Below are 22,118 nucleotides of genomic sequence, written 5' to 3' on the forward strand. Positions count from 1 at the left end.
GTGTCCGACCACCAAGCGGATCTCGTCCGGGTCTGGGACGAGGTGGTCCAGGAGCTGTCCTCCGGCACGCTCTCCCCGCAGCAACGCGCGTGGATGCGGGTGACCCGCCCGATCGGCCTGCTCGACGGTACCGCACTGCTCGCCGCGCCCAGCGACTTCGCCAAGGAGGCCATCGAGCGCGCGCTGCGGGACCCCATCACCGATGCGCTCTCCCGCCGCCTCGGCCGCGACGTGTCCCTCGCCGTGAAGGTCGACGCGACCACCCCCGGCCCGACCCGGCCGGTCGCCGCGCCGGGCGGCCCCGAGGTCTGGACGCCGCCGCGCGCGTCGGAGCCGTCGGCGCCACCCCTGCCGCAGAGCGGTTTGGGCCGTGCGCAGCCGGCGTGGCCGGAGACCTACTCCGGGGACAAGTACGCCCCCGAGAAGAACTACGGGACCGAGGGCTTCCCCGCCGACAAGTACGTCCCGGACAAGTACGGCACCGAGGCGTTCGGCTCCGAGTCCTTCGGCCCCACCGCGCACACCGGCTCGATCCCGGCGATCACCGCGGACCACCCGTGGCGCCCCTCGGAACCCAAGCAGCAGGACCTCGACTTCCCGACCACCGAGTTCAAGTGGCCCGGCGGTGAGATCCCGCAGCTCCCGGAGGCCGACGCCGAACCGGAGGACGAGCCGGACGAGGAGCCGGAGCAGCCCCAGCAGCAAACGGAGTCCTGGCCGTCGTTCAACCGGGGCAGCGGCGAGCCGCAGGGGCAGGGCCAGCCGTTCACCGCGCCGAAGCACGCGCCGCCGACCTCGCAGACCAGGCTGAACGCGAAGTACACCTTCGACACCTTCGTGATCGGCTCGTCGAACCGCTTCGCGCACGCCGCCGCGGTCGCCGCCGCCGAGGCCCCGGCCCGCGCGTACAACCCGCTGTTCATCTGGGGGGAGTCCGGGCTCGGCAAGACGCACCTGCTGCACGCCGTCGGGCACTACACGCAGCGGCTGTTCCCGGGGATGCGGGTGCGCTACGTCTCCACCGAGGAGTTCACCAACGACTTCATCAACTCGCTGCGCGACGACCGGCAGGTCGCGTTCCAGCGGCGGTACCGCGACGTCGACGTGCTCCTGGTCGACGACATCCAGTTCCTCGAAGGCAAGGAAGGCACCCAGGAGGAGTTCTTCCACACCTTCAACACGCTGCACAACTCCAACAAGCAGATCGTCGTCTCCTCGGACCGCCCGCCGAAGGCGCTGCGGACCCTGGAGGACCGGCTGCGCACCCGGTTCGAGTGGGGGCTGATCACCGACATCCAGCCGCCCGAGCTGGAAACGCGGATCGCCATCCTGCGCAAGAAGGCCGCGCAGGACCGGATGAACGCGCCCGCCGACGTGCTGGAGTTCATCGCCTCCCGGATCGAGCGCAACATCCGCGAGCTGGAGGGCGCGCTGATCCGGGTGACCGCGTTCGCCTCGCTGAACCGGCAGCCGGTGGAGCTCCAGCTCGCCGAGATCGTGCTGCGCGACCTCATCCCGGACTCGCAGGTCCCGGAGATCACCGCGCCGACGATCATGGCGGTCACCGCGGAGTTCTTCGGCGTGACGATCGACGACCTGTGCGGACCGGGCAAGACCAAGGCGCTGGCCCAGGCCCGGCAGATCGCCATGTACCTGTGCCGCGAGCTGACCGACTCCTCGCTGCCCAAGATCGGCCAGTACTTCGGCGGCCGGGACCACACCACCGTGATGTACGCCGACAAGAAGATCCGCAAGGAGATGGCCGAGCGGCGCCGGGTCTACGACCAGGTGCAGGAGCTCACCGCGCGGATCAAGCAGCAGTCGCGCTGAACCGGCGCACCACCCACCGCGGCGCGCGGGCGGTCGAGCACCGCCCGCGCGCCGGTTCGTCTCCGCACCCCTTCGGCTCCCGTACGAGCGGGGGAACCTTCCTGTCACCGGCGGCAGCGGGGGAACCTTCCGGTCACCACTGCGGCCTCCGGCGGGACCCGACCTCCGGGCGCGCCCGCCGGGACCTTTCTGCCGGACCACCCCGACGCGACCGGACCGGCCCGGGAGAAAGGTCCCGGCGCTTCCGGTGCGACCCCGGCCGCGCCCCGCTGAGCCGGACCGGCGTCCCGCTGAGCCGTCCCCGTGCCGCGCCCGGCCCCGGGGACGGGCGCGGCACGGACGAACCTTTCTGCCGGACCGATGGGGCCGCGTCCCACCCCTCCACCGGAAAGATCCGGCCGCCCGCGCGCGTCTCCCACCCCGCGGCGCACCGCCCGGAGTAGCACCCGAAGTGCCCGTCCGCGCACGGTGCGCGGCCGGGCGAGCGCGCTACGGGCTCGCGGCGCGCGGATCCGGGCGGATTCTTTTCTGGGAACCGGGTGGCTTTCGCCTCACCCCGCCGGGAGAAAAACGCGCGGTGAAGCCCAGTTGTCCACAGCACCACGATCCACAGCGCTGACCTGGTGTTTTCCCCAGACCATCCACAGGCTGTGCACAGCGCGGAGCGAGCTGCCCACAGGCTGGCGGGGAGTTGAGCACAGCTGGCCCACAGATCCGCCCACAACCCGACCGGGCGACGGGCGGCTATCGACAGGGCCTGGGTACAACTGGGCCTCGAGCTGTGGACAGCGGTGTGGAGAACTCGGCGCGGCTGTGGATGGACTCGAACGGGCCGGAAGTTGTCCACCACCCGCTTGCAGCAGTCCACGATCACATCCCGTGTTCATCCACAGCACGCCGCGCCGTGCGACCTGCGACAACGGCGGTTGTCCCCACAACTCACAGGACCTACTACTACTGCGCTCTTCTCTTCTCCTTCATGAAAAAAGAGAACAGAAGTAAGGCAGCGGCGAATCGGTGGATAACTCGCTCCGAGCGTCCGGCGGGTGCGGCGGACCCGGATGCGGAGATCGGGGAAGACGCTCTACGGTGGAACTCCCGTGAGGACCGCTCCGCAGGTTCTCCGCTCCGCGGCACGGGGCAACGCGTCCGTCCGTGACGCCTGAAGCAGACCGACCCCCGATGAGCTGCTTCCAGCGAGTTCTCGGCAGCTTCAGCTATGGCTGGAACCGAAAGGACATCCATGAAGATCCGCGTGGAACGTGACGGTCTCGCCGATGCCGTCGCCTGGGTCGCGCGCAGCCTGCCGTCGCGCCCACCGGTCCCGGTGCTGGGCGGGGTGCTGCTCGACGCGAGTTCCGGCGAAGCGCTGACCATCTCCGGCTTCGACTACGAGGTCTCCGCCCAGGTGACCGTCGAGGCCTCGATCGACTCGACCGGCCGCACCCTGGTCTCGGGCCGGTTGCTCGCCGACATCACCAAGGCCCTGCCGCCCCGCCCCGTCGAGCTCACTGTGGACGGTTCCCGGGTCACGATCACCTGCGGCAGCTCGCGGTTCTCCCTGCCCACGATGCCGGTGGAGGACTACCCGGAGCTGCCCGCGATGCCCGAGCACGCCGGCTCGGTGCCCGGCGACCTGCTCGGCGAAGCCGTCGCCCAGGTCGCGATCGCGGCGGGCAAGGACGACACGCTGCCGATGCTCACCGGCATCCGGGTGGAGATCAACGCCGACAAGCTGACGATGGTGGCCACCGACCGCTTCCGGCTCGCGATGCGCGAGTTCACCTGGGAGCCGGGCACGTCCATCGAGGACACCGCGGTGCTGGTCCCGGCCAAGACGCTGGCCGACTCGGCCAAGACGCTGGGCACCGGCGGCGCCAAGGTGGAGATGTCGCTGGCCTCCGGTGACGGGCTGCTGGGCCTGTCCGGGGCCACCCGCCGCAACACCACCCGGCTGCTCGACGCCGAGTTCCCGAAGTACCGGCAGCTGCTGCCCGCGGAGAGCGCCGTCACCGCCAACGTCGAGGTCGGGGCGCTCGCCGACGCGATCAAGCGCGTCTCGCTGGTCGCCGAGCGCGGCACCCAGGTGCGGCTGGAGTTCACCGAGGACGGGCTGCGGCTCACCGCCGGTGGCGACGACGAGGGCAGCGCCGAGGAGGAGCTCCCGGTCGAGCTGGTCGGCGAGCCGCTGACCATCGCGTTCAACCCGGCCTACCTGCTGGACGGGCTCGGGGCGCTGCGCAGCGACCGGGCCCAGCTCCAGTTCACCACGTCGAACCGCCCGGCGCTGCTGAAACCGGTCGGCGAAGATGGACAGGTGGCCGAGGGCTACCTGTACCTGCTGATGCCGGTGCGGTTGCCGGGCTGAGGACTGCTCCCGGAAAGATCCGCGCGGCCGCGGGGAGCGACCTCGGGCGTCGTCCCGGGAACGCTCCCCGCGTCCGGCCCCGCACGGCCACCGCCGCTTTCCGGGAGAGCCCAGAATCGGTCGCGGTCGTCACCACCGCCCGCGACCGGTCACCTCCCAGTGGCCACCCATGCCAGAAATTCGCTTCGCAAAGGGAGATCCGGTGCAACTCGGACTTGTCGGTCTAGGCAAGATGGGCTTCAACATGCGCGAGCGGCTGCGCGCCGCCGGGCACGACATCGTGGGTTACGACCGCAATCAGGACGTCAGCGACGTGGCCTCGATCGACGAGCTGGTGAGCCGGCTGTCCGGCCCGCGGGTGGTGTGGATCATGGTTCCGCACGGCGACCCGACCCGGCAGACCATCGAGCAGCTCGCGGGGCTGCTGGCGGCGGGCGACCTCGTGATCGAGGGCGGCAACTCGAAGTACACCGAGGACCAGCGCAACGCCGCCTTGCTCGCCGAGCACGGGATCAAGTACCTCGACGTCGGCGTGTCCGGCGGCGTCTGGGGCGCGGCCAACGGCTACGGCCTGATGGCCGGCGGTGACGCCGAGGACGTCGAGCGCGCGATGCCGATCTTCGACGCGCTGCGGCCGGAGGGGCCGCGCGACGAGGGCTTCGCGCACGCCGGTCCGGTCGGGGCCGGGCACTACGCCAAGATGGTGCACAACGGCATCGAGTACGGCCTGATGCAGGCCTACGCCGAGGGCTTCGAGCTGCTCGCCGCCTCCGACGTGGTCACCGACGTGCCCGCCACCATCAAGGCGTGGAGCCGGGGCACCGTGGTCCGCTCCTGGCTGCTGGACCTGCTGGTCCGCGCGCTGGAGGAGGACCCGGAGCTGTCCGAGCTGCGCGGCTGGGTCAGCGACTCGGGCGAGGGCCGCTGGACCGTCGAGGAGTCGATCAACAACGCGGTGCCGACCCCGGTGATCACCGCCTCGTTGTTCGCCCGGTTCTCCTCCCGGCAGGACGACTCCCCGGCGATGAAGGCGGTCGCCGCGCTGCGCAACCAGTTCGGCGGGCACAGCGTGCAGAAGTCCGAGGGCTGACGCGAGGGCGCTCCCCGGCGGTGCCCGCCGGGAGGTCGCGTCCTGGTCGCCGTCGTCGACGAGTCGGCTCGTCGACGGCCCGACATGTCGACAAGGCGATGCCTCGACTCGACGTCGCGGTCGCCGGACCGCCCCGCGGTGGTCCGGCGACCGCCCGCCTCCGTCCCTGCTCCAGGTAGGACCTCCGTGCACGTCCGCCATCTGCAAGTCACCGATTTCCGCTCCTGGCCGCACGCCGACCTCGCGCTCGACCCCGGCCCGTCCGTGCTGGTCGGCGCCAACGGCCAGGGCAAGACGAACCTGGTCGAAGCGATCGGCTACCTCGCCACGCTCGGCTCCCACCGGGTCGCCCAGGACGCCCCGCTGGTCCGCGACGGCGCGCAGCGGGCGGTGGTGCGCGGCGCCGTGGTGAACGCGGGCCGCGAACTGCTCGTCGAGCTGGAGATCAGCCCCGGCAAGGCCAACCGGGCGCGGATCAACCGCGGCGCGGCGGCCAAGCCGCGCGACGTGCTCGGCATCCTGCGCACGGTGCTGTTCGCCCCGGAGGACCTGGCGATCGTGCGCGGCGATCCGGGGGAACGCCGCCGGTTCATGGACGACCTGCTGGTGGCCCGAGCCCCCCGCTACGCCGGGTTGCGCGCCGACTACGAGCGGGTGCTGCGGCAGCGCAGCGCGCTGCTGAAGACGGCGGGCGGCGCGCGGCGCGGCGGCGGGTCCGCCGACCTGCGCACCCTGGAGGTCTGGGACGGCCACCTGGCGCGCTTCGGGGCCGAGCTGCTGGCCGGGCGGCTGGACCTGGTCGCCGCCCTGGCCCCCCACGTGACCAGCGCGTACGCCAGCGTGGCCGCGACCGAGGAGGCGACCAGGCCGTCCGGTCGGGTCGCCGACCTGCACTACCGCAGCAGCCTCGGTGACGCGCTGCCCGCCGGGTACGGCGATCCGCTCGGCGAGCGCGCCGATCCGGCGGTGTTGGAGTCGGCGATGCTGGCGGAGCTGGAGCGGGTCCGGTCCCAGGAGATCGAGCGCGGCGTGTCGCTGGTCGGGCCGCACCGCGACGACCTGGAACTGCTGCTCGGCGAGCTGCCCGCCAAGGGCTACGCCAGCCACGGCGAATCGTGGTCGTTCGTGCTGGCGTTGCGGCTGGCTTCCTACCACCTGCTCACCGAGGATGGCGCGGAACCGGTGCTGATCCTCGACGACGTGTTCGCCGAGCTGGACCGCCGCCGCCGGGCGCGACTGGCCGAGCTGGTCGCCGGTGCCGAACAGCTGCTGGTCACCGCGGCGGTCGTGGAGGACGTCCCGGAGGAGCTCTCCGGCGCGCGGTTCGACGTGCGCGAAGGCGAGGTGCGACGTGTCCGCTAACCGATCGCGATCTGCGGTTGCACGCAGCGTGACGCCCGCGGGGGCGGATCAGCCGCGACTACCCACATCTGGGGATAACTCTGTGGATGCTGTGGATAACCCGGCGCCATCCGCCGAGGCCGCGGCGGGCTCGGACGGCTCCGCGCTGCGCGGTCCGGACCTCGCGCGGGCCGCGCTCCAGGCCGCCAAGGAGCAGTCCGCGGCGCGCCGGTCCACCGCTCGCAAGGCTCGGGTCGGCCCCGGCCGCCGCAAGCGCCGGGGCTGGTCCGGGGCCCGACCGGACGACCGGGACCCGCAGCCGCTCGGGCGGCTGGCGTCCCGGATCGCCGCCGAGCGGGGGTGGACCGACCAGCTCGCGGGCGGTCAGGTCTTCGCCCGCTGGCCGACGTTGGTGGGCGGGGACATCGCCCAGCACACCCGGCCGGTGGCGCTGAAGGAGGGCGAGCTCACCGTGCAGGCCGAGTCGACCGCGTGGGCCACCCAGCTCCGGCTGCTGCAACGGCAGATCCTCAAGCGGATCGCCGACGGGGTGGGCGGTGACGTGGTGCGCCGGATCAAGGTCCAGGGCCCGGCCGCGCCGAGCTGGCGGCGAGGTCCGCGGCACGTGTCCGGCAGAGGGCCGCGCGACACCTACGGCTGAGGGCGCCGGTGGTGGTTCTCGCTGAGCGTGCCGGCGAGGGTGGCGCCGGGGAGCCGTCCGATCGAGTCGTGGGCTCGCCGATCCGCCCGCGAGGCCGTCGGATGGTGTCCGGGTTCGAGTTATCCGCTCTGTGAGCAAGTCAGGGGTGTCCTTGCCCCGCTTCTGTCGCGGGGGACCAGTAGAATCGTGAACGGGGTGTGGTCGAGACTCACCGACAACGGCCGCGCCCGGGGGTGAGCGGCCCGGTCACCGAGCCGCCCAGGACCAGGTCCGCAGGGACCGGGCCCGCACCGATCAGGACCGGCACCGACCGGGATCCCACCGACCCCGGCCTGCGCCGCCGTCGGAGGGGCCTGGCCCGCAACCCCAGACTGGCATCGTCGGCTCAAGGAGAAATCGAGGCCCGTGGCACCGAAGAAGAGCGACTACAACGCTTCATCCATCACCGTTCTCGAGGGCCTTGAGGCCGTCCGCAAACGCCCCGGCATGTACATCGGCTCCACCGGCGAACGCGGCCTGCACCACCTGGTGCAGGAGGTCGTGGACAACTCGGTCGACGAGGCGATGGCCGGGCACGCCACCCGGGTCGAGGTCACCCTGCTGGCCGACGGCGGGGTCCGGGTCGTCGACGACGGCCGCGGCATCCCGGTGGACATGCACCCGGTGGAGCGCAAGCCGACCCTGGAGGTCGTGCTCACCGTGCTGCACGCGGGCGGCAAGTTCGGCGGCGACTCCTACGCGGTCTCCGGTGGTCTGCACGGCGTCGGCGTGTCCGTGGTGAACGCGCTGTCCACCGCGCTGGAGGCCGAGGTCATCCGGGACGGGTACGTGTGGCGGCAGCGCTACGAGGACTCCAAGCCGGTGTCCGAGGTGCAGCGCGGCGAGAAGACCCCCAAGACCGGCACCACGATCACCTTCTGGGCGGACCCGAACGTCTTCGAGACCACCCGCTACAACGCCGAGACGGTGTCCCGCCGACTGCAGGAGATGGCCTTCCTGAACAAGGGCCTGACCATCGTGCTGCGCGACGAGCGGGTCCCGGAGGAGGACGAGTCGGGCGCGGACGCCAGCGGCACCTCGGCCCGCGCCACCGAGCGGGTCTTCCACTACCCGGGTGGCCTGGAGGACTTCGTCCGGCACATCAACGCCACCAAGGAGCCCATCCACAAGAAGGTCGTGTCGTTCAGCTCCGCCGGCAACGGGCACGACCTGGAGGTCGCCCTCCAGTGGAACTCCGGCTACAACCAGTCGGTCTACACCTTCGCCAACACGATCAACACGCACGAGGGCGGTACCCACGAGGAGGGCTTCCGCTCGGCGCTGACCCGGGTGGTCAACTCCTACGCCAAGGACAAGAAGCTCCTCAAGGACAAGGACGGCAGCCTCACCGGCGACGACGTCCGCGAGGGCCTGGCGGCGATCGTGTCGGTCAAGGTCTCCGAGCCGCAGTTCGAGGGCCAGACCAAGACCAAGCTGGGCAACACCGAGGTCAAGTCGTTCGTGCAAACCACCGCCTTCGAGTGGCTGACCGACTGGTTCGAGCGCAACCCGGCCGACGCCAAGACCATCGTGAACAAGGCGGTCGGCTCGGCGCAGGCCCGGATGGCGGCCCGGCGGGCCAAGGAGCTCGTCCGGCGCAAGAGCGCGATGGACATCGGCGGCCTGCCCGGCAAGCTCAAGGACTGCCAGTCCAACGTTCCCGACGAGTGCGAGCTCTACGTCGTCGAGGGCGACTCGGCGGGCGGTTCGGCCAAGGAGGGCCGGGAGTCCCGGTTCCAGGCGATCCTGCCGCTGCGCGGCAAGATCATCAACGTGGAGAAGTCGCGGATCGACAAGGTCCTCAAGAACGCCGAGGTCCAGGCGATCATCACCGCGCTGGGCACCGGCATCCACGACGAGTTCGACATCTCGAAGCTGCGCTACCACAAGATCGTGCTGATGGCCGACGCCGACGTCGACGGCCAGCACATCCGGACGCTGCTGCTCACCCTGCTGTTCCGCTTCATGCGCCCGCTGATCGAGGCCGGGCACGTGTACCTCGCGCAGCCGCCGCTCTACAAGATCAAGTGGCCGCGGTCGGAACCGGAGTACGCCTACAGCGACCGGGAGCGCGACCAGCTCCTCGAGCGCGGTGCCGCCCAGGGGCGCAAGCTGCCCAAGGAGGAGGGCATCCAGCGCTACAAGGGCCTCGGCGAGATGAACGCCGACGAGCTCTGGGAGACGACCATGAACCCGGACACGCGGCTGCTGATGCAGGTCACGCTCGACGACGCGGCCACCGCCGACGAGCTGTTCAGCGTGCTGATGGGGGAGGACGTCGAGGCGCGGCGCTCGTTCATCACGCGCAACGCCAAGGGCGTGCGCTTCCTCGACGTGTGAGCCCCGCCCGGGGCGGTCGGCGAACCGCCCCGGGCCGCGGTGCCCACCTCCCGAACACCTGAAAGGAACGTTGCCTCGTGACCGAAATCCTGCCGCCGGATCAGGGCCGCGTCGAACCGGTCGACATCCAGCAGGAGATGCAGAACTCCTACATCGACTACGCGATGAGCGTGATCGTGGCGCGGGCGCTGCCGGACGTGCGGGACGGCCTCAAGCCGGTGCACCGCCGGGTGCTCTACGCGATGTACGACTCGGGCTACCGCCCCGACCGCGGGTACGTGAAGTGCTCCCGCGTCGTCGGCGACGTGATGGGCAACTACCACCCGCACGGCGACTCGGCGATCTACGACACGCTGGTGCGGCTGGCCCAGCCGTGGTCGATGCGGCACCAGCTGATCGACGGCCAGGGCAACTTCGGCTCGCCGGGCAACGACCCGGCCGCGGCCATGCGCTACACCGAGTCGCGGCTGGCCCCGTTGGCGATGCACATGCTCGCCGACATCGAAGAGGACTCCGTCGACTTCTCCGACAACTACGACGGCCGCACCCAGGAGCCCGACGTGCTGCCGTCGCGGTTCCCGAACCTGCTGGTCAACGGCGGGAGCGGGATCGCGGTCGGGATGGCCACCAACATCCCGCCGCACAACCTGCGCGAGGTCTCCGAGGGCGTCATGTGGGCGCTGGACAACCCGGAGGCCGAGGACGACGAGCTGCTGGAGGCGCTGCTCGCCCGGGTCAAGGGGCCGGACTTCCCGACCCACGGCCTGATCCTGGGCACCAACGCGATCGCCGACGCCTACCGCACCGGTCGCGGCTCGATCAAGATGCGCGCCGTGGTGACCATCGAGGAGGACAGCAAGGGCCGCACCACGCTGGTCATCACCGAGCTGCCCTACCAGGTCAACCCGGACAACCTGATCGAGGGCATCGCGACGATGCACCGGGACGGCAAGATCTCGGGCATCTCCGACATCGCCGACGAGTCCAACTCGCGGCGCGGGATGCGGATCGTGATCACCCTCAAGCGCGACGCCATCCCCAAGGTCGTGCTGAACAACCTGTACAAGCACACCCAGCTCCAGACCACCTTCGGCGTCAACATGCTGGCGCTGGTCGAGGGCGTGCCCCGCACGCTGCGGCTGGACCAGGTGATCCGGTACTACGTCCAGCACCAGATCGACGTCATCGTGCGGCGCACCCGGTACCGGCTGCGCCGGGCCGAGGAGCGGGCCCACGTGCTGCGCGGCCTGGTCAAGGCGCTGGACGCGCTGGACGAGGTCATCGCGCTGATCCGCCGCTCGCCCACGGTCGACGAGGCCCGCCAGGGCCTGATCTCGCTGCTCGACGTCGACGAGGTCCAGGCCAACGCGATCCTGGAGATGCAGCTGCGCAGGCTGGCGGCCCTGGAGCGGCAGAAGATCGTCGACCAGCTCGCCGAGATCGAGCGGGAGATCGAGGACCTCAACGACATCCTGGCCAAGCCGGAGCGGCAGCGCGCCATCATCCGCGACGAGCTGAAGGAGATCGTCGACAAGTTCGGCGACGACCGGCGGACCAAGATCGTGCCCTACGAGGGCGAGGTCTCGATGGAAGACCTCATCGCCACCGAGGACGTGGTCGTCACCATCACGCGGACGGGTTACGCGAAGCGGACCCGGACCGACCTGTACCGCTCGCAGAAGCGCGGCGGCAAGGGCGTGCAGGGCGCGCAGCTCAAGCAGGACGACATCGTGTCGCACTTCTTCGTCTGCTCGACCCACGACTGGATCCTGTTCTTCACCAACAAGGGCCGGGTCTACCGCGCCAAGGCCTACGAACTGCCGGAGGCCAACCGGACCGCGCGCGGTCAGCACGTGGCGAACCTGCTGGCGTTCCAGCCCGACGAGCAGATCGCCCAGGTCATGCAGATCAAGGACTACACGGCAGCGCCGTACCTGGTCCTCGCCACCCAGCAGGGCCTGGTCAAGAAGTCCAAGCTGACCGATTTCGATTCCAACCGATCGGGTGGACTCATCGGGATCAACCTCAAGGACGACGACGAGCTGGTCGGCGCCGTGCTCTGCTCGTCGGACGACGACCTCCTGCTGGTCTCGGCCGAGGGGCAGTCGATCCGCTTCCACGCCACCGACGAAGCGCTGCGCCCGATGGGCCGCGCCACCTCGGGCGTGCTGGGGATGCGGTTCAACCAGGGTGACGAGCTGCTCGCGATGGGCGTCGTGCGGCCCGACCGGTTCCTGCTGGTCGCCACGGACGGGGGATACGCCAAGCGCACCCCGATCGATGACTACCCCGTGCAGGGCCGCGGCGGAAAGGGTGTGCTGACCATCCAGCACGACACCAGGCGTGGCAGGCTGGTGGGCGCGCTCATCGCCGACGTGGACGATGAGCTCTACGCGATCACCTCCTCCGGTGGCGTGATCCGGACCTCCGCCAAGGAGGTGCGCAAGGCAGGCAGGCAGACGAAGGGAGTTCGTCTGATGAACCTGGACGAGGGCAACGCGCTCGTGGCCATCGCTCGCAATGCCGACGAGGCCGCGGACCCGGACACTGCGGGGCCGGAGCAGCAGCAGAAGTAACCACCACCGCCGCCGACGATCAGTGAAGGACCGATCGTGACTAGTTCCGAGAAACCGGATCGCCCGGATTCGCAACCGCAGGATGGGGACCGGACGTCGGCCAGCACGCAGACGGTTGCCGACAGCGCGCAGGCCGCCCCCGCCGGACCGGGCACCTCCCGGTCCGACTCCGCCGAGTCGGCGGCCGGGTCCGGTTCCGGCCAGGAGTCGGCACCCGCCGACGAGCCGGAGGGCACCGCGGTGCCGCCGCCGTGGCAGCGCGGCGCCGCGACCTCGGTCGCGGTCGACGCCCAGCAGAGCGCGCCCCAGCAGTCGGCGGCGGGCTCGCCCGGGGCGGGCGGCGCGCTGTTCGGCGGGCCGGACGCCGAGGACACCCAGACGATCCCGAAGCCGGTGCACGACCAGGAGACGGTCCGCACCAAGCTGCCGGACGCCGGGCGCACGAAGGTCTCCTTCACCGGCGGCGCCGGGGCGGCCGGGCAGGCCAGCGGCACCGCCGCGCGCCGGCCCAGCCGGGGACCGCGGCGGGCCAGCCTCCAGATCAAGCGGCTGGACCCGTGGTCGGTGCTCAAGCTCGCCCTGGTGCTCAGCGTCGCGATGTTCTTCGTCTGGATGATCGCCGTCGCGGTGCTCTACGGGGTGCTCGACGGGATGGGCGTCTGGGAACAGCTCAACGGCACCTTCACCGACCTCACCCAGCCGGAGGATGCGGCCAGCGAACCGCTGATCAGCGCGGGCCGGGTGTTCGGCGTGGCCATGATCATCGGCGCGATCAACATCGTGCTGATCACCGCGTTGTCGACGGTCGCCTCGTTCATCTACAACGTGGCCGCCGACCTCGCCGGGGGCGTCGAGGTCACCCTGTCCGAGCGCGAGTGACGTCGCGGGTGGCGTTCCCGGGCCGCCGGGAACGCCACCCCCCGGCGCCGACCGGATGATCCGTGCTGTACTGTAGGTGCAGAACGGAACAGGGGCCTATAGCTCAGGCGGTTAGAGCGCTTCGCTGATAACGAAGAGGTCGAAGGTTCAAGTCCTTCTAGGCCCACCCCCAGGAGACTGGGACGTCACAGGCTTCGTGCCCACTAGGAGGCGACCGGAATGAAGAAGCTGCTCGCACTCGCCGCCGTTGCCGGTGTCGTCCTGTTCGTCATCCGGCGCAACAAGGCCGCCAAGGCCGAGGCCGACCTGTGGCGCGAGGCCACCGCCGAGGCGTGAGTCGGCAACCCCAGATCCGGTAGTCCCGGCGGTTCGGGCGAGTTCGCACCGGCCGCCGGGATTTTCGCCGCCTCAGGCGGCCCGGTACCGATCCGGGGACGTAGCTCAATTGGCAGAGCACCGCCTTTGCAAGGCGGGGGTTAGGGGTTCGATTCCCCTCGTCTCCACCGAGGCGGCGGATGCTGCTCGCTGGAGCAGCTTCGCCGTGGCCCGCCAGTGCTTGTCGCGGGGGCCGAGCCCCCGCGGGCCCCCACGGTGCGGTGGTCGACTTCCGTCGGCTCCGCACCTTTTCGTTGTTTCTGGCCTGGTTTTGGACCAGCCCCCGTGGTGTGGGGCTGGGGCGGCTTCGCCGTGGCCCGCCTGTGCTTGTCGCGGGGGCCGAGCCCCCGCGGGCCCCCACGGTGCGGTGGTCGACTTCCGTCGGCTCCGCACCTTTTCGTTGTTTCTGGCCTGGTTTTGGACCAGCCCCCGTGGTGTGGGGCTGGGGCGGCTTCGCCGTGGCCCGCCTGTGCTTGTCGCGGGGGCCGAGCCCCCGCGGGCCCCCACGGTGCGGTGGTCGACTTCCGTCGGCTCCGCACCATTTTCGTTGTTCCTGGCCTGGCCTTGGACCAGCCCCCCCTGGTGTGGGGCTGGGGTTTCTTTGGGGTTGTTGCGCGGGTTGGGTGTCTTCGGTCGCTTCGGGTGGTGACCGGGGGTTGGAGCCCTGCGGGTTTCTGCGGTGCGGTGGTCGGTTTGTCGACTCCGCACCTTTTTCGTTCTCGGGCTGGTTCTTGCTTGGCCTTTCGTGGGGATCGGGTTGTTGCGCGGGTACGGCCGCTTGTTGGAGCGGCTTCGTCTTCGGTGTCGCGCGGCTGTTGGGTTTCCGGTTCTGGCCGTGCCTTCTGGTGCTGCTGCTTGCTGCAGGTCGAGTTCTGGTTACGAGTGGGGTTGGATTTCTGCTGGGTGGAAGGTCGTCGCTGGTGTCACCTTCTCGTCGGTGCAGCATTCCCCGACGGGCCGCGTCCGGGTTCGGGGCGGTCGTGCTGCGATGAGGCAGGTGGAGGTGTCATGTCGGCTCGGGGAACGGTTCGCGACGCCCGGTGGGTGTTGCCGCTGTGCTGGACGGCGGTGCTGCTCGACGGGTTCGACCTGGTGGTGCTCGGCAGCGTGCTGCCGGTGCTGCTGGACGAGGGGCAGTGGGGGCTCACCCCGGCGTCGGCTTCGCTGGTGTCCACGGCCGGGCTGGTCGGGATGACCATCGGCGCGCTGGCCATCGGCACCGTGACCGACGTCGTCGGCCGCCGCAAGGCGCTGATCTTCGCGGTCGGCTCGTTCTCGCTGCTCACGGCGCTGTGCGCGGTGGCGCCGTCCGCGTTCGTCTTCGGGCTGCTGCGCTTCCTCGCCGGACTCGGTCTCGGTGGCTGCCTGCCGACCGCGATCGCCCTGGTCACCGAGTACGCCAAGCCGGGCCGCAGCGGTAGCGCCACCACCACGATCATGACCGGCTACCACGTCGGTGCGGTGCTCACCGCGCTGCTGGGCATCGCCGTGCTGCCGAACCTGGGCTGGCCCGCGATGTTCCTGATCGGCGCGGCCCCGGCCCTGGTGCTGGTGCCGCTGATGGTGCGCTACCTGCCGGAATCGGAGTCGTTCCTGGCCGCGCCGTCGCGCGGTTCCTCCGGCGGGGCCGCCGCGGCGGTCGCCTCGCTGTTCCGCGGCGGGTTCGCCCGCGCCACCCTCGCCTTCTGGGTGACGTCCTTCATGGGTCTGCTGCTGGTCTACGGGCTGAACACCTGGCTGCCGGAGATCATGCGGGCCGCGGGCTACCCGCTGGGCGCCGCGCTGGGCCTGCTGCTGACGCTGAACGTCGGCGCGGTGATCGGCCTCGTCGTGGCGGGGCGGGTCGCCGACCGGGTCGGTCCGCGGCCGGCGACCGTCGGGTGGTTCCTCGCCTCGGCGGTCTTCCTGGCGGCGCTGAGCATCCGGCTGCCGGGCATCGGCGTCTACGTCGCGGTGCTCGTCGCGGGCTGCTTCGTGTTCAGCTCGCAGGTGCTCGTCTACGCCTACATCGGGCGGGTCTACCCGGCGGCGAACCGGGCCACCGGGCTGGGCTGGTCGGCCGGGATGGGGCGGATCGGCGCGATCTGCGGGCCGCTGCTCGGGGGCGCGATGCTTACGGCCGGGGTCGCCTACCCGTGGGGCTTCTACGCGTTCGCGGTGATCGGTCTGCTGGGCGCGCTCGGCGCGGCGCTGGTGCGGCGACCGGCTCAGGCCGACCGGCGCACCGAGGAGAGCACCGCGGCGTAGTCGACCCCGCGCTCCGCCAGCACCTCGGCGGCGACGCCGCCGCCGGTGCGCAGGGCGAGCAGCAGGTGCAGGTCGCGAACGGAGCGGTCGCCGTGCTCGAGCGCCTCGCGCAGGGACCGCTCCAGCACCGCCTTGGCCTCGGCGGTGAACGGCCGGTGCCCGGCGAACAGGCCGCGTCGGCGACGGCGCCGCCGGACGAGCGCCTCCGCGCCGTGCGACCGCTCCACAGCGGCCACCACCTCGCGCACGTCGATCCCGATGCCGTGCAGCGAATCGGACTCCGCCTCGCTGAGCCCGCCACGGCGCCGGGACCGCGCGTAGGCGTCCTCGACGTCGGCCGACCGCACCCCGCGGCCCGCCAGCAGCGCTCCGGCCTCCCCGGTCCGGTCGCGCAGCAGGGCGAGCAGCAGGTGCTCCCCGCCGATCTCGTCGCGCTCCTGCCGCCGGGCCTCCTCGACGGCCTGCCGCACCGCCCGGCGGGCGTTCGCCGCGAACCGCTCGAACATCATCGCCTCCCGTGCTTCTTGTGCACCGCTTGGCGGGACACGCCGAGCTCGGCGGAGATCTCCTGCCACGACCAGCCCTGCGCGCGGGCGCTGCGCACCTGCACCGCCTCCAGCCGTTCGAGGAGCTTGCGCAGCGCGGCGACCGCCCGGAGCCCGGTCCGGGGATCGGGGCTGCCCGCCGCCGAGGCCAGATCCGTCGCTTCAGTCATGGCGTCAACGTAGGTTGACCAACTCACCATGTCAACGTGGTTTGACGGCCCGAGCTGAGTGAGGGGCACCTTCATCCGACTTACCCGGATGGAGGTGCCCCTCACTCAGCACTCGAACGGGTGGTGCCGACCGGCGGGCGGTGTCGTCGTGCCATCACCGGCAGCGGGCGGGGACGTGGCGCTTCCCCGGGCGGCCGGGTGCTCGGGGTGTCGATGCCGCGCTCGGCCGACGACCCGGTGCGGGAGCGTCGGGCGGTCGTTCCGCCGAGCGTCCGGGGTCGCCGGGCGCGCGGGTCGCCCGTCCTGCGGGGGCCGGGCGGAACCCAGGCCATTGGCTTGCGCCGAAGTTCACCCGTGCAGGCGTCACGCAGGCGCGCGTCGCCCATGCGCGGGTTGCTGCCGCGCGCCGAACCGCGCGGGCGCGGACGGCTGCCGGGTGCGGGGAGGCCCAGGCGGACCGGAGGCGCGTCCCCGCGCCGTCCGCGCCCTCGCGCGGGTCAGGGGAGGTGGTCGCTCTTGCCGCTCTCGGCGGCCAGCCGCTCCGAGTCGGGGTGGTGGCCGTTGCCGTCGCGCTTGGTGAGGTCCTGGTCGGCCTCGGCGACGGGGAACTCCTCCGGGCGGCGGGACAGCGCCACCGCGGCCACCGCGCCGAGCGCGGCGAGGGCGAGCAGCAGCCACGGCCACTTGCGGCGCTTCGGCGGCGCCGGCTCGATCCGGGCAGCCAGCTCGCGGCGGGCCGCCTCGGTGTTGCGGGCGAGCTGCTCGCGCGACTTGGCCGTCTTCTTGTCCCACTGCTTGCGCGCCTTGCGGGCGCGCTTGGCCAGCTGCTTGCGGGACATGCCGGTCGTCTTCTGGGCGAGCAGTTCCTGCAGCTCGTCGGTGGACAAGCCCCGCTCGGCGAGTTCCTGCTCGGCGCGGGCCGCGGCCTGCTTGGACAGCGCCACGCCGACCTCGCCGGCCCGCTTGGTGCCGATCCTGGCCTGCTGCACTCCGGTCCCCACGGCCTTGCCGACGCTCTCCCCGGCTCGGGACATCGCCTTCACCTCGTCCATCGTGCCTCCGTTCGCTGTCACCAGCGGTGCGCCGACCTGTCACGGGGGCCGTCGCACCCGTCACCCCGGCTCCGCGGGCGTCGATCACCACCCATACTGCACCCAGAGACCGGCTGCGCGCTTTCCGATGGCAGGATGGACGGGTGGCTGAAGACAACGGATCGCTCGTTGGGACGACTGTGACCGCGACCCTGCACACCACGCAGGGCGACATCAGGGTCAACCTGTTCCCCAACCAGGCGCCCAAGACCGTGGCCAACTTCGTTGGCCTGGCCGAAGGTACGGCCGAGTACACCGAGCCGAACGCCCGGGGTGAGCGCTCCGGACCGTTCTACGACGGGGTCATCTTCCACCGCGTCATCGAAGGCTTCATGATCCAGACCGGTGACCCGACCGGTACCGGACGCGGTGGCCCGGGCTACAAGTTTGCCGACGAGTTCCACCCGGAGCTGCAGTTCACCCAGCCCTACCTGCTGGCGATGGCCAACGCGGGCCCGAACACCAACGGCTCGCAGTTCTTCATCTCGGTCGCCGCGACGACCTGGCTGAACTTCAAGCACACCATCTTCGGCGAGGTGGCCGACCAGGAATCCCGCGATGTGGTGGACTCCATCGCGAGCACCGCGACCGGCACCGCGGACCGCCCGCTCAACGACATCGTCATCGAGAAGGTGACCATCGAGCGCGGAGCCTGACGCCCAGGCGCCCGCTCCTGCTGCGAGGACGGCGACGTGACTGTTCCGCCTGAGCCTTCCGGGGCCGACGGGGCGCCGCAGCAGCTCCCGGGCTGCGCGCGGCACCCCGATCGGCCCACCGGTCTGCGCTGCACCCGGTGCGAACGACCGGCCTGCCCGGAATGCCTCCGGGAGGCGTCGGTCGGGTACCAGTGCGTCGACTGCGTCAACGAGGGTCGACGCGGGGCGCGCGAGGCGGTCACCGTCGCCGGGGCGCGGCTGTCCCGCAAGCCGGTCGTGGTCCCGGCGCTGATCCTGATCAACGTGGCGTTCTTCCTGGCCACGGCGGTGCAGGCGGGCAGCGCCACGGCCAACCACTCGTCGGCGCTGTTCGCGGACTTCTCGCTGTACCCGCTGCTCACCGCGGGCGGCCAGTGGTGGCGGCTGCTCAGCAGCGGCTTCCTGCACATCGGGCTCATCCACCTGGCGATGAACATGCTCGCCCTGTGGGTGCTCGGCCGGGACCTGGAGATGGTGCTCGGCAAGCTCCGGTTCGGCGCGGTCTACCTGCTGTCGCTGCTGGGCGGCAGCACGGCGGTGTTCCTGTTCGGCGAACTGCTCCGCCCGGTGGCCGGCGCCTCGGGCGCGGTCTACGGCCTGATGGGCGGGATCGCGATCGTCGCGCTGCGCACGAAGCTGAGCCTGCGCCCGGTGCTGATCGTGATCGCGCTGAACCTCGTGGTGAGCGTCACCATCCCGGGCATCTCGCTGCTCGGCCACGTCGGCGGCCTGGTGATCGGCGTCGCCGCGACGGCCGCCCTGGTCTACGCGCCGCGGGGACGCCGCAACGCCGTGCAGGCCGGGGTGCTGATCGCCCTGCTGCTGGTCCTGGTGGCGATGCTGGTGACCCGGGATCTCCAGTTCGGAGCGCTGGACTGCTGGGGCTCGGGCATCGACACCAGGTGCGGCATCCGCCCCTGACGACCGCCCCTGCGTGGCGGTGCGGGTGGCGGAACCTCAGCGGCCCTCTCGCTCCGGGAGCCGCTCCTGATGTACCAACGACGTACACGGCGTCGCGGCTGTCCTCGCGAGGGGACCGCTGAGCGGTAACTCCGAGTACGGGCGGCGGTGCCGGTTGACGGCCGCACCGCATGCGGCTCCGCCGCATGCTGAAAGGACCCCCAACTCGGACAAGGGTGCCCCTCAGCTGGCGGATTCCACTCGAACGGGTGTTGTCGTTGAGGGTCGGGGTCAGGGGCGCAGCGCTGCCAGCTCCTCGGCCGCGTCGGCCGGGTCCACCCCCAGGTCCAGCCTGGTCAGCACGAACAGCGAGCCGTCGGTCAGGTCGAGTTCGAGCACTGCGACGGTGCGGCCGATGCGGCGGTCCCGGCGGACCCGGACGGTGACCTCCGACCAGGGCAGTCGCCGCGCGCCGGTGATGCCCCGCAGCAGCAGGCCGGCGTCGTCGGCGGTGAGCCTCGGGCGGCACCAGGATCCGAAGGCCGCCGCGGCGACCAGCACGACGACCAGGGTGCCGACGAACAGCCGGTCCACCGCCGCGTCCAGGCTCAGCCACCACAGCGCCGCGACCAGCGCGAAAACCCAGCCGCAGAGCACCAGCGGCAGCGGTGGCGACCAGCTGCGCGCGCTTTCCCGAGAGCTGCTCACGAGTTATCCACAGGGGTTATCCCCAATGGGGATGGCTTACATGAGTGTGTTTCACATACGCGGTGCGTACGGCAGGTGTCAGCGCCACCGCATCGTCATGAACAGCCCGATGATCATGAAGCCGAAGCCGACGGCGAAGTTCCACGCCCCGAGCTCGGCCATGAACGGGATCTGCTCGGCCGCGAGGTAGTTCACCACCAGCCACAGCAGCCCGACCAGCATCATGCCCAGCATCACCGCGACGTAGATCGGGTGCGACGGGCCGGAGGTCTTCGCCTTCACCGGCGTGCGGCGGTCGGTGACCGGCGCGGGGGAATCCTTCTTGCGGACCTTGGACTTCGGCATTCGTGTCCTCGCCAGGTGGTGCGGCGCGGGGCCGCTCGTGCTCGGGGCTGACTCGCTCGTGTTGTGGGCGGCGTCCACCGGCCGCGCCCGGAACGGGTGCGCGAACTCGCCCGGAACCGGCGCGGTTGCGGCTCGTTGTCCACCTACCACGTTAACGTAATCACGAAGCTGATCGAGCACCCGTGGCCCATCCCGTGACCAGAGAGGTATCCGTTGGGCTCCTCCGGTGAACAGCGGAACGCGACCGAGACCTCACCCCCGGTGCGCCGACCGGCGCGGGGGCGCTTCGCCGTGCAGGTCTTCGGCGAGCTGCTCATCACGGTGGGCCTGGTGGTGCTGCTCTTCGTCTTCTACACGCTCCACGTGACCGACCTGTTCACCGCGCGGCAGCAGGCCGAGGCCGGTCGGGAGCTCCAGCAGCGCTGGCAGGAGCGCGGGCCGCAGCCGATCACCGAGCCGGTCGTGCCGGTGGCGGGGGAGGGGTTCGCCCAGCTCCACATCCCCCGCTTCGGCCCCGACCACCGGTTCACCGTGCTCGAAGGCACCGACCAGGACACCCTCGCTGCCGGACCCGGCCACTACCCGAGCACCGCCCTACCGGGTGAACGGGGCAACTTCGCCGTCGCCGGGCACCGGATCGGCCGCGGCGCCCCGTTCAACGACCTCGACGAGCTGGAGTCCTGCGACGCGCTGGTCGTGGAGACCGTCGCGGCCTGGTACGTCTACCGGGTGCTGCCGATGGCCGACGAGGCGACCGGCTGGTCCGGGCGCGGCGGCGACCCGCGCTGCGCCGGGGTGGCGCCGATCGGCCCGCCCTACGACACCGCGGTCGGCAGGCGCGTGGTGGACCCCAGCAGCGGCGAGGTGATCCACCCGGTGCCCGGCGCGCCGCAGGGCGTGCTCCCGTCCGACCGGCGGACCCGGCTGATCACCCTGACCACCTGCCACCCCGAGTTCTCCGCCGCGCAGCGGCTCATCGTGCACGGGGTGCTCGCCGCGCAGTACCCGAAGGACGCCGCGCACCCCGAGCTGCGCCCGCCCGAGCTAGAGGAACGCTGAGCTGGAGGAACGCTGATGTACGGGTGGATCTGGCGGCACCTGCCCGGACCGGTGCCGGTGCGCGCGGTGCAGGCGGTGCTGCTGGTCGCCGCGGTGGTGGCGGTGCTGCTGTTCGCGGTGTTCCCGTGGCTGGAGCCGCGGCTGCCGTTCAGCGCGGTCACCACGGGCTGACCTCGGCGCGTACCCTGGCCGCGTGCGCGTACTCGTCGTCGACAACTACGACAGCTTCGTCTACAACCTCGTGCAGTACCTCGCCCAGCTCGGCGCGGACTGCCAGGTGCGCCGCAACGACGTCGTCACCGACGACGACGTGGCCGCCGCCGACGGGGTGCTGCTGAGCCCCGGCCCGGGGACCCCGGACCGCGCGGGCCGCACGATGGAGCTGGTCGGGCAGTGCGCGGAGCAGCGCCGCCCGGTGTTCGGCGTGTGCCTGGGGCTCCAGGCGATCGGCGCCGCCTGGGGTGGGGTCGTGGAGCGCGCACCCGAGCTGCTGCACGGCAAGGTCAGCGACATCCGCCACTCCGGCGCGGGCGTGTTCGCCGGTCTGCCGGAGCCGTTCATCGCGACCCGCTACCACTCGCTGATCGTGCGCGCCGACACCGTCTCCGCGGAGTTCGAGGTCACCGCGCGCACCGAGTCCGGCATCGTGATGGGGCTGCGGCACCGGGAGCTGCCGGTCGAGGGCGTGCAGTTCCACCCCGAGTCGGTGCTCACCGACGGCGGGCACCGGATGCTGGCGAACTGGATGGCCGCCGCCGGGCACCCGGTCGACGAACCCCGGGTCGCGGAGCTGGAGCGCGGGATGCGCGAGGTCGCCGCCGCCGCCCGAACCTGACGGCGCGGACCGAATGAGGGGCAC

At 71.4% G+C, this 22,118-nt stretch carries 19 protein-coding genes, 2 tRNA genes and 1 pseudogene; 17 read left to right on the forward strand and 5 right to left on the reverse strand.

The window, feature by feature from the left end:
- From dnaA to ACQP0T_RS00170, 12 genes and pseudogenes are all read left to right on the forward strand, one after another.
- A complete protein-coding gene (gene dnaA / locus ACQP0T_RS00115; protein WP_433870726.1) occupies positions 1-1,830 on the forward strand; it encodes a chromosomal replication initiator protein DnaA in 1,830 nt (609 codons plus the stop codon).
- A gap of 1,243 nt (positions 1,831-3,073) precedes the next feature.
- On the forward strand, positions 3,074-4,198 hold the full coding sequence (dnaN, locus tag ACQP0T_RS00120; protein ID WP_433870727.1) for a DNA polymerase III subunit beta: 1,125 nt from the start codon (positions 3,074-3,076) through the stop codon (positions 4,196-4,198).
- A 169-nt stretch (positions 4,199-4,367) separates the two neighbouring features.
- Positions 4,368-5,288, forward strand: a complete 921-nt coding sequence (gnd, locus tag ACQP0T_RS00125) for a phosphogluconate dehydrogenase (NAD(+)-dependent, decarboxylating) (protein ID WP_433870728.1) — start codon at positions 4,368-4,370, stop codon at positions 5,286-5,288.
- Between the two features lie 186 nt (positions 5,289-5,474).
- Positions 5,475-6,650: a DNA replication/repair protein RecF gene (recF, locus tag ACQP0T_RS00130; RefSeq protein ID WP_433870729.1), complete on the forward strand. Its 1,176-nt coding sequence runs from the start codon at positions 5,475-5,477 to the stop codon at positions 6,648-6,650.
- Positions 6,651-6,732: 82 nt separating this feature from the next.
- On the forward strand, positions 6,733-7,290 hold the full coding sequence (locus tag ACQP0T_RS00135) for a DciA family protein (protein WP_433870730.1): 558 nt from the start codon (positions 6,733-6,735) through the stop codon (positions 7,288-7,290).
- Positions 7,291-7,695: 405 nt separating this feature from the next.
- Entirely contained in the window at positions 7,696-9,669 is a 1,974-nt protein-coding gene (gene gyrB / locus ACQP0T_RS00140; protein WP_433870731.1) for a DNA topoisomerase (ATP-hydrolyzing) subunit B, read from the forward strand.
- A gap of 77 nt (positions 9,670-9,746) precedes the next feature.
- The gene (gene gyrA / locus ACQP0T_RS00145) at positions 9,747-12,245 is read left to right on the forward strand and encodes a DNA gyrase subunit A (RefSeq protein ID WP_345360104.1); all 2,499 of its coding nucleotides are present in this window, start codon (positions 9,747-9,749) and stop codon (positions 12,243-12,245) included.
- 36 nt (positions 12,246-12,281) lie between these two features.
- Positions 12,282-13,124: a DUF3566 domain-containing protein gene (locus ACQP0T_RS00150; protein ID WP_433870732.1), complete on the forward strand. Its 843-nt coding sequence runs from the start codon at positions 12,282-12,284 to the stop codon at positions 13,122-13,124.
- A gap of 92 nt (positions 13,125-13,216) precedes the next feature.
- A tRNA-Ile gene (locus ACQP0T_RS00155) sits at positions 13,217-13,290 on the forward strand.
- A 53-nt stretch (positions 13,291-13,343) separates the two neighbouring features.
- A pseudogene (locus ACQP0T_RS00160) lies at positions 13,344-13,451 on the forward strand (DLW-39 family protein); the annotation flags it as partial.
- 103 nt (positions 13,452-13,554) lie between these two features.
- Positions 13,555-13,627 (forward strand) — tRNA-Ala (locus tag ACQP0T_RS00165).
- A gap of 880 nt (positions 13,628-14,507) precedes the next feature.
- Positions 14,508-15,746 carry an MFS transporter gene (locus ACQP0T_RS00170; protein WP_433870733.1) on the forward strand — a complete coding sequence of 413 codons (1,239 nt, stop codon included), beginning with the start codon at positions 14,508-14,510 and terminating at the stop codon, positions 15,744-15,746.
- On the opposite strand, the gene ACQP0T_RS00175 is transcribed toward ACQP0T_RS00170, so the two are convergent.
- The 3 genes from ACQP0T_RS00175 to ACQP0T_RS00185 form a co-directional block, all read right to left on the reverse strand.
- A complete protein-coding gene (locus ACQP0T_RS00175) occupies positions 15,707-16,255 on the reverse strand; it encodes a Clp protease N-terminal domain-containing protein (protein ID WP_433870734.1) in 549 nt (182 codons plus the stop codon). The two genes, ACQP0T_RS00170 and ACQP0T_RS00175, sit on opposite strands and share 40 nt — an antisense overlap.
- Entirely contained in the window at positions 16,252-16,461 is a 210-nt protein-coding gene (locus ACQP0T_RS00180; protein ID WP_345360092.1) for a helix-turn-helix domain-containing protein, read from the reverse strand. Before ACQP0T_RS00180 ends, ACQP0T_RS00175 begins: the two co-directional genes overlap by 4 nt.
- A 497-nt stretch (positions 16,462-16,958) precedes the next feature.
- On the reverse strand, positions 16,959-17,513 hold the full coding sequence (locus ACQP0T_RS00185; protein WP_433870735.1) for a hypothetical protein: 555 nt from the start codon (positions 17,511-17,513) through the stop codon (positions 16,959-16,961).
- A gap of 179 nt (positions 17,514-17,692) precedes the next feature.
- Here ACQP0T_RS00185 and ACQP0T_RS00190 point away from each other — a divergent pair, with 179 nt between their 5' ends.
- Together ACQP0T_RS00190 and ACQP0T_RS00195 are read left to right on the forward strand one after the other, a co-directional pair.
- On the forward strand, positions 17,693-18,208 hold the full coding sequence (locus ACQP0T_RS00190; protein WP_433870736.1) for a peptidylprolyl isomerase: 516 nt from the start codon (positions 17,693-17,695) through the stop codon (positions 18,206-18,208).
- Positions 18,209-18,244: 36 nt separating this feature from the next.
- On the forward strand, positions 18,245-19,168 hold the full coding sequence (locus ACQP0T_RS00195) for a rhomboid family intramembrane serine protease (protein ID WP_433870737.1): 924 nt from the start codon (positions 18,245-18,247) through the stop codon (positions 19,166-19,168).
- Positions 19,169-19,438: 270 nt separating this feature from the next.
- Here ACQP0T_RS00195 and ACQP0T_RS00200 read toward each other — a convergent pair whose 3' ends face one another.
- Positions 19,439-19,855: a PH domain-containing protein gene (locus ACQP0T_RS00200; protein WP_433870738.1), complete on the reverse strand. Its 417-nt coding sequence runs from the start codon at positions 19,853-19,855 to the stop codon at positions 19,439-19,441.
- A gap of 78 nt (positions 19,856-19,933) precedes the next feature.
- On the reverse strand, positions 19,934-20,200 hold the full coding sequence (crgA, locus tag ACQP0T_RS00205; RefSeq protein WP_345360077.1) for a cell division protein CrgA: 267 nt from the start codon (positions 20,198-20,200) through the stop codon (positions 19,934-19,936).
- Between the two features lie 261 nt (positions 20,201-20,461).
- On the opposite strand from crgA, the gene ACQP0T_RS00210 reads away from it, so the two are divergent.
- From ACQP0T_RS00210 to ACQP0T_RS00220, 3 genes are read left to right on the forward strand one after another with little or no spacing between them, the layout of a single operon-like run.
- Positions 20,462-21,259, forward strand: coding sequence for a class E sortase (locus ACQP0T_RS00210; RefSeq protein ID WP_433870739.1), 798 nt, complete (start codon positions 20,462-20,464; stop codon positions 21,257-21,259).
- A 15-nt stretch (positions 21,260-21,274) separates the two neighbouring features.
- Positions 21,275-21,430 (forward strand): hypothetical protein, encoded by a 156-nt coding sequence (locus ACQP0T_RS00215; protein WP_433870740.1) that lies wholly within the window; start codon positions 21,275-21,277, stop codon positions 21,428-21,430.
- 22 nt (positions 21,431-21,452) lie between these two features.
- Positions 21,453-22,094 (forward strand): aminodeoxychorismate/anthranilate synthase component II, encoded by a 642-nt coding sequence (locus ACQP0T_RS00220; RefSeq protein ID WP_433870741.1) that lies wholly within the window; start codon positions 21,453-21,455, stop codon positions 22,092-22,094.
- Positions 22,095-22,118: the final 24 nt, after the last annotated feature.

Source organism: Saccharopolyspora sp. CA-218241 (genome assembly GCF_050954615.1).
In the GTDB taxonomy this organism is placed as follows: domain Bacteria; phylum Actinomycetota; class Actinomycetes; order Mycobacteriales; family Pseudonocardiaceae; genus Saccharopolyspora; species Saccharopolyspora cebuensis.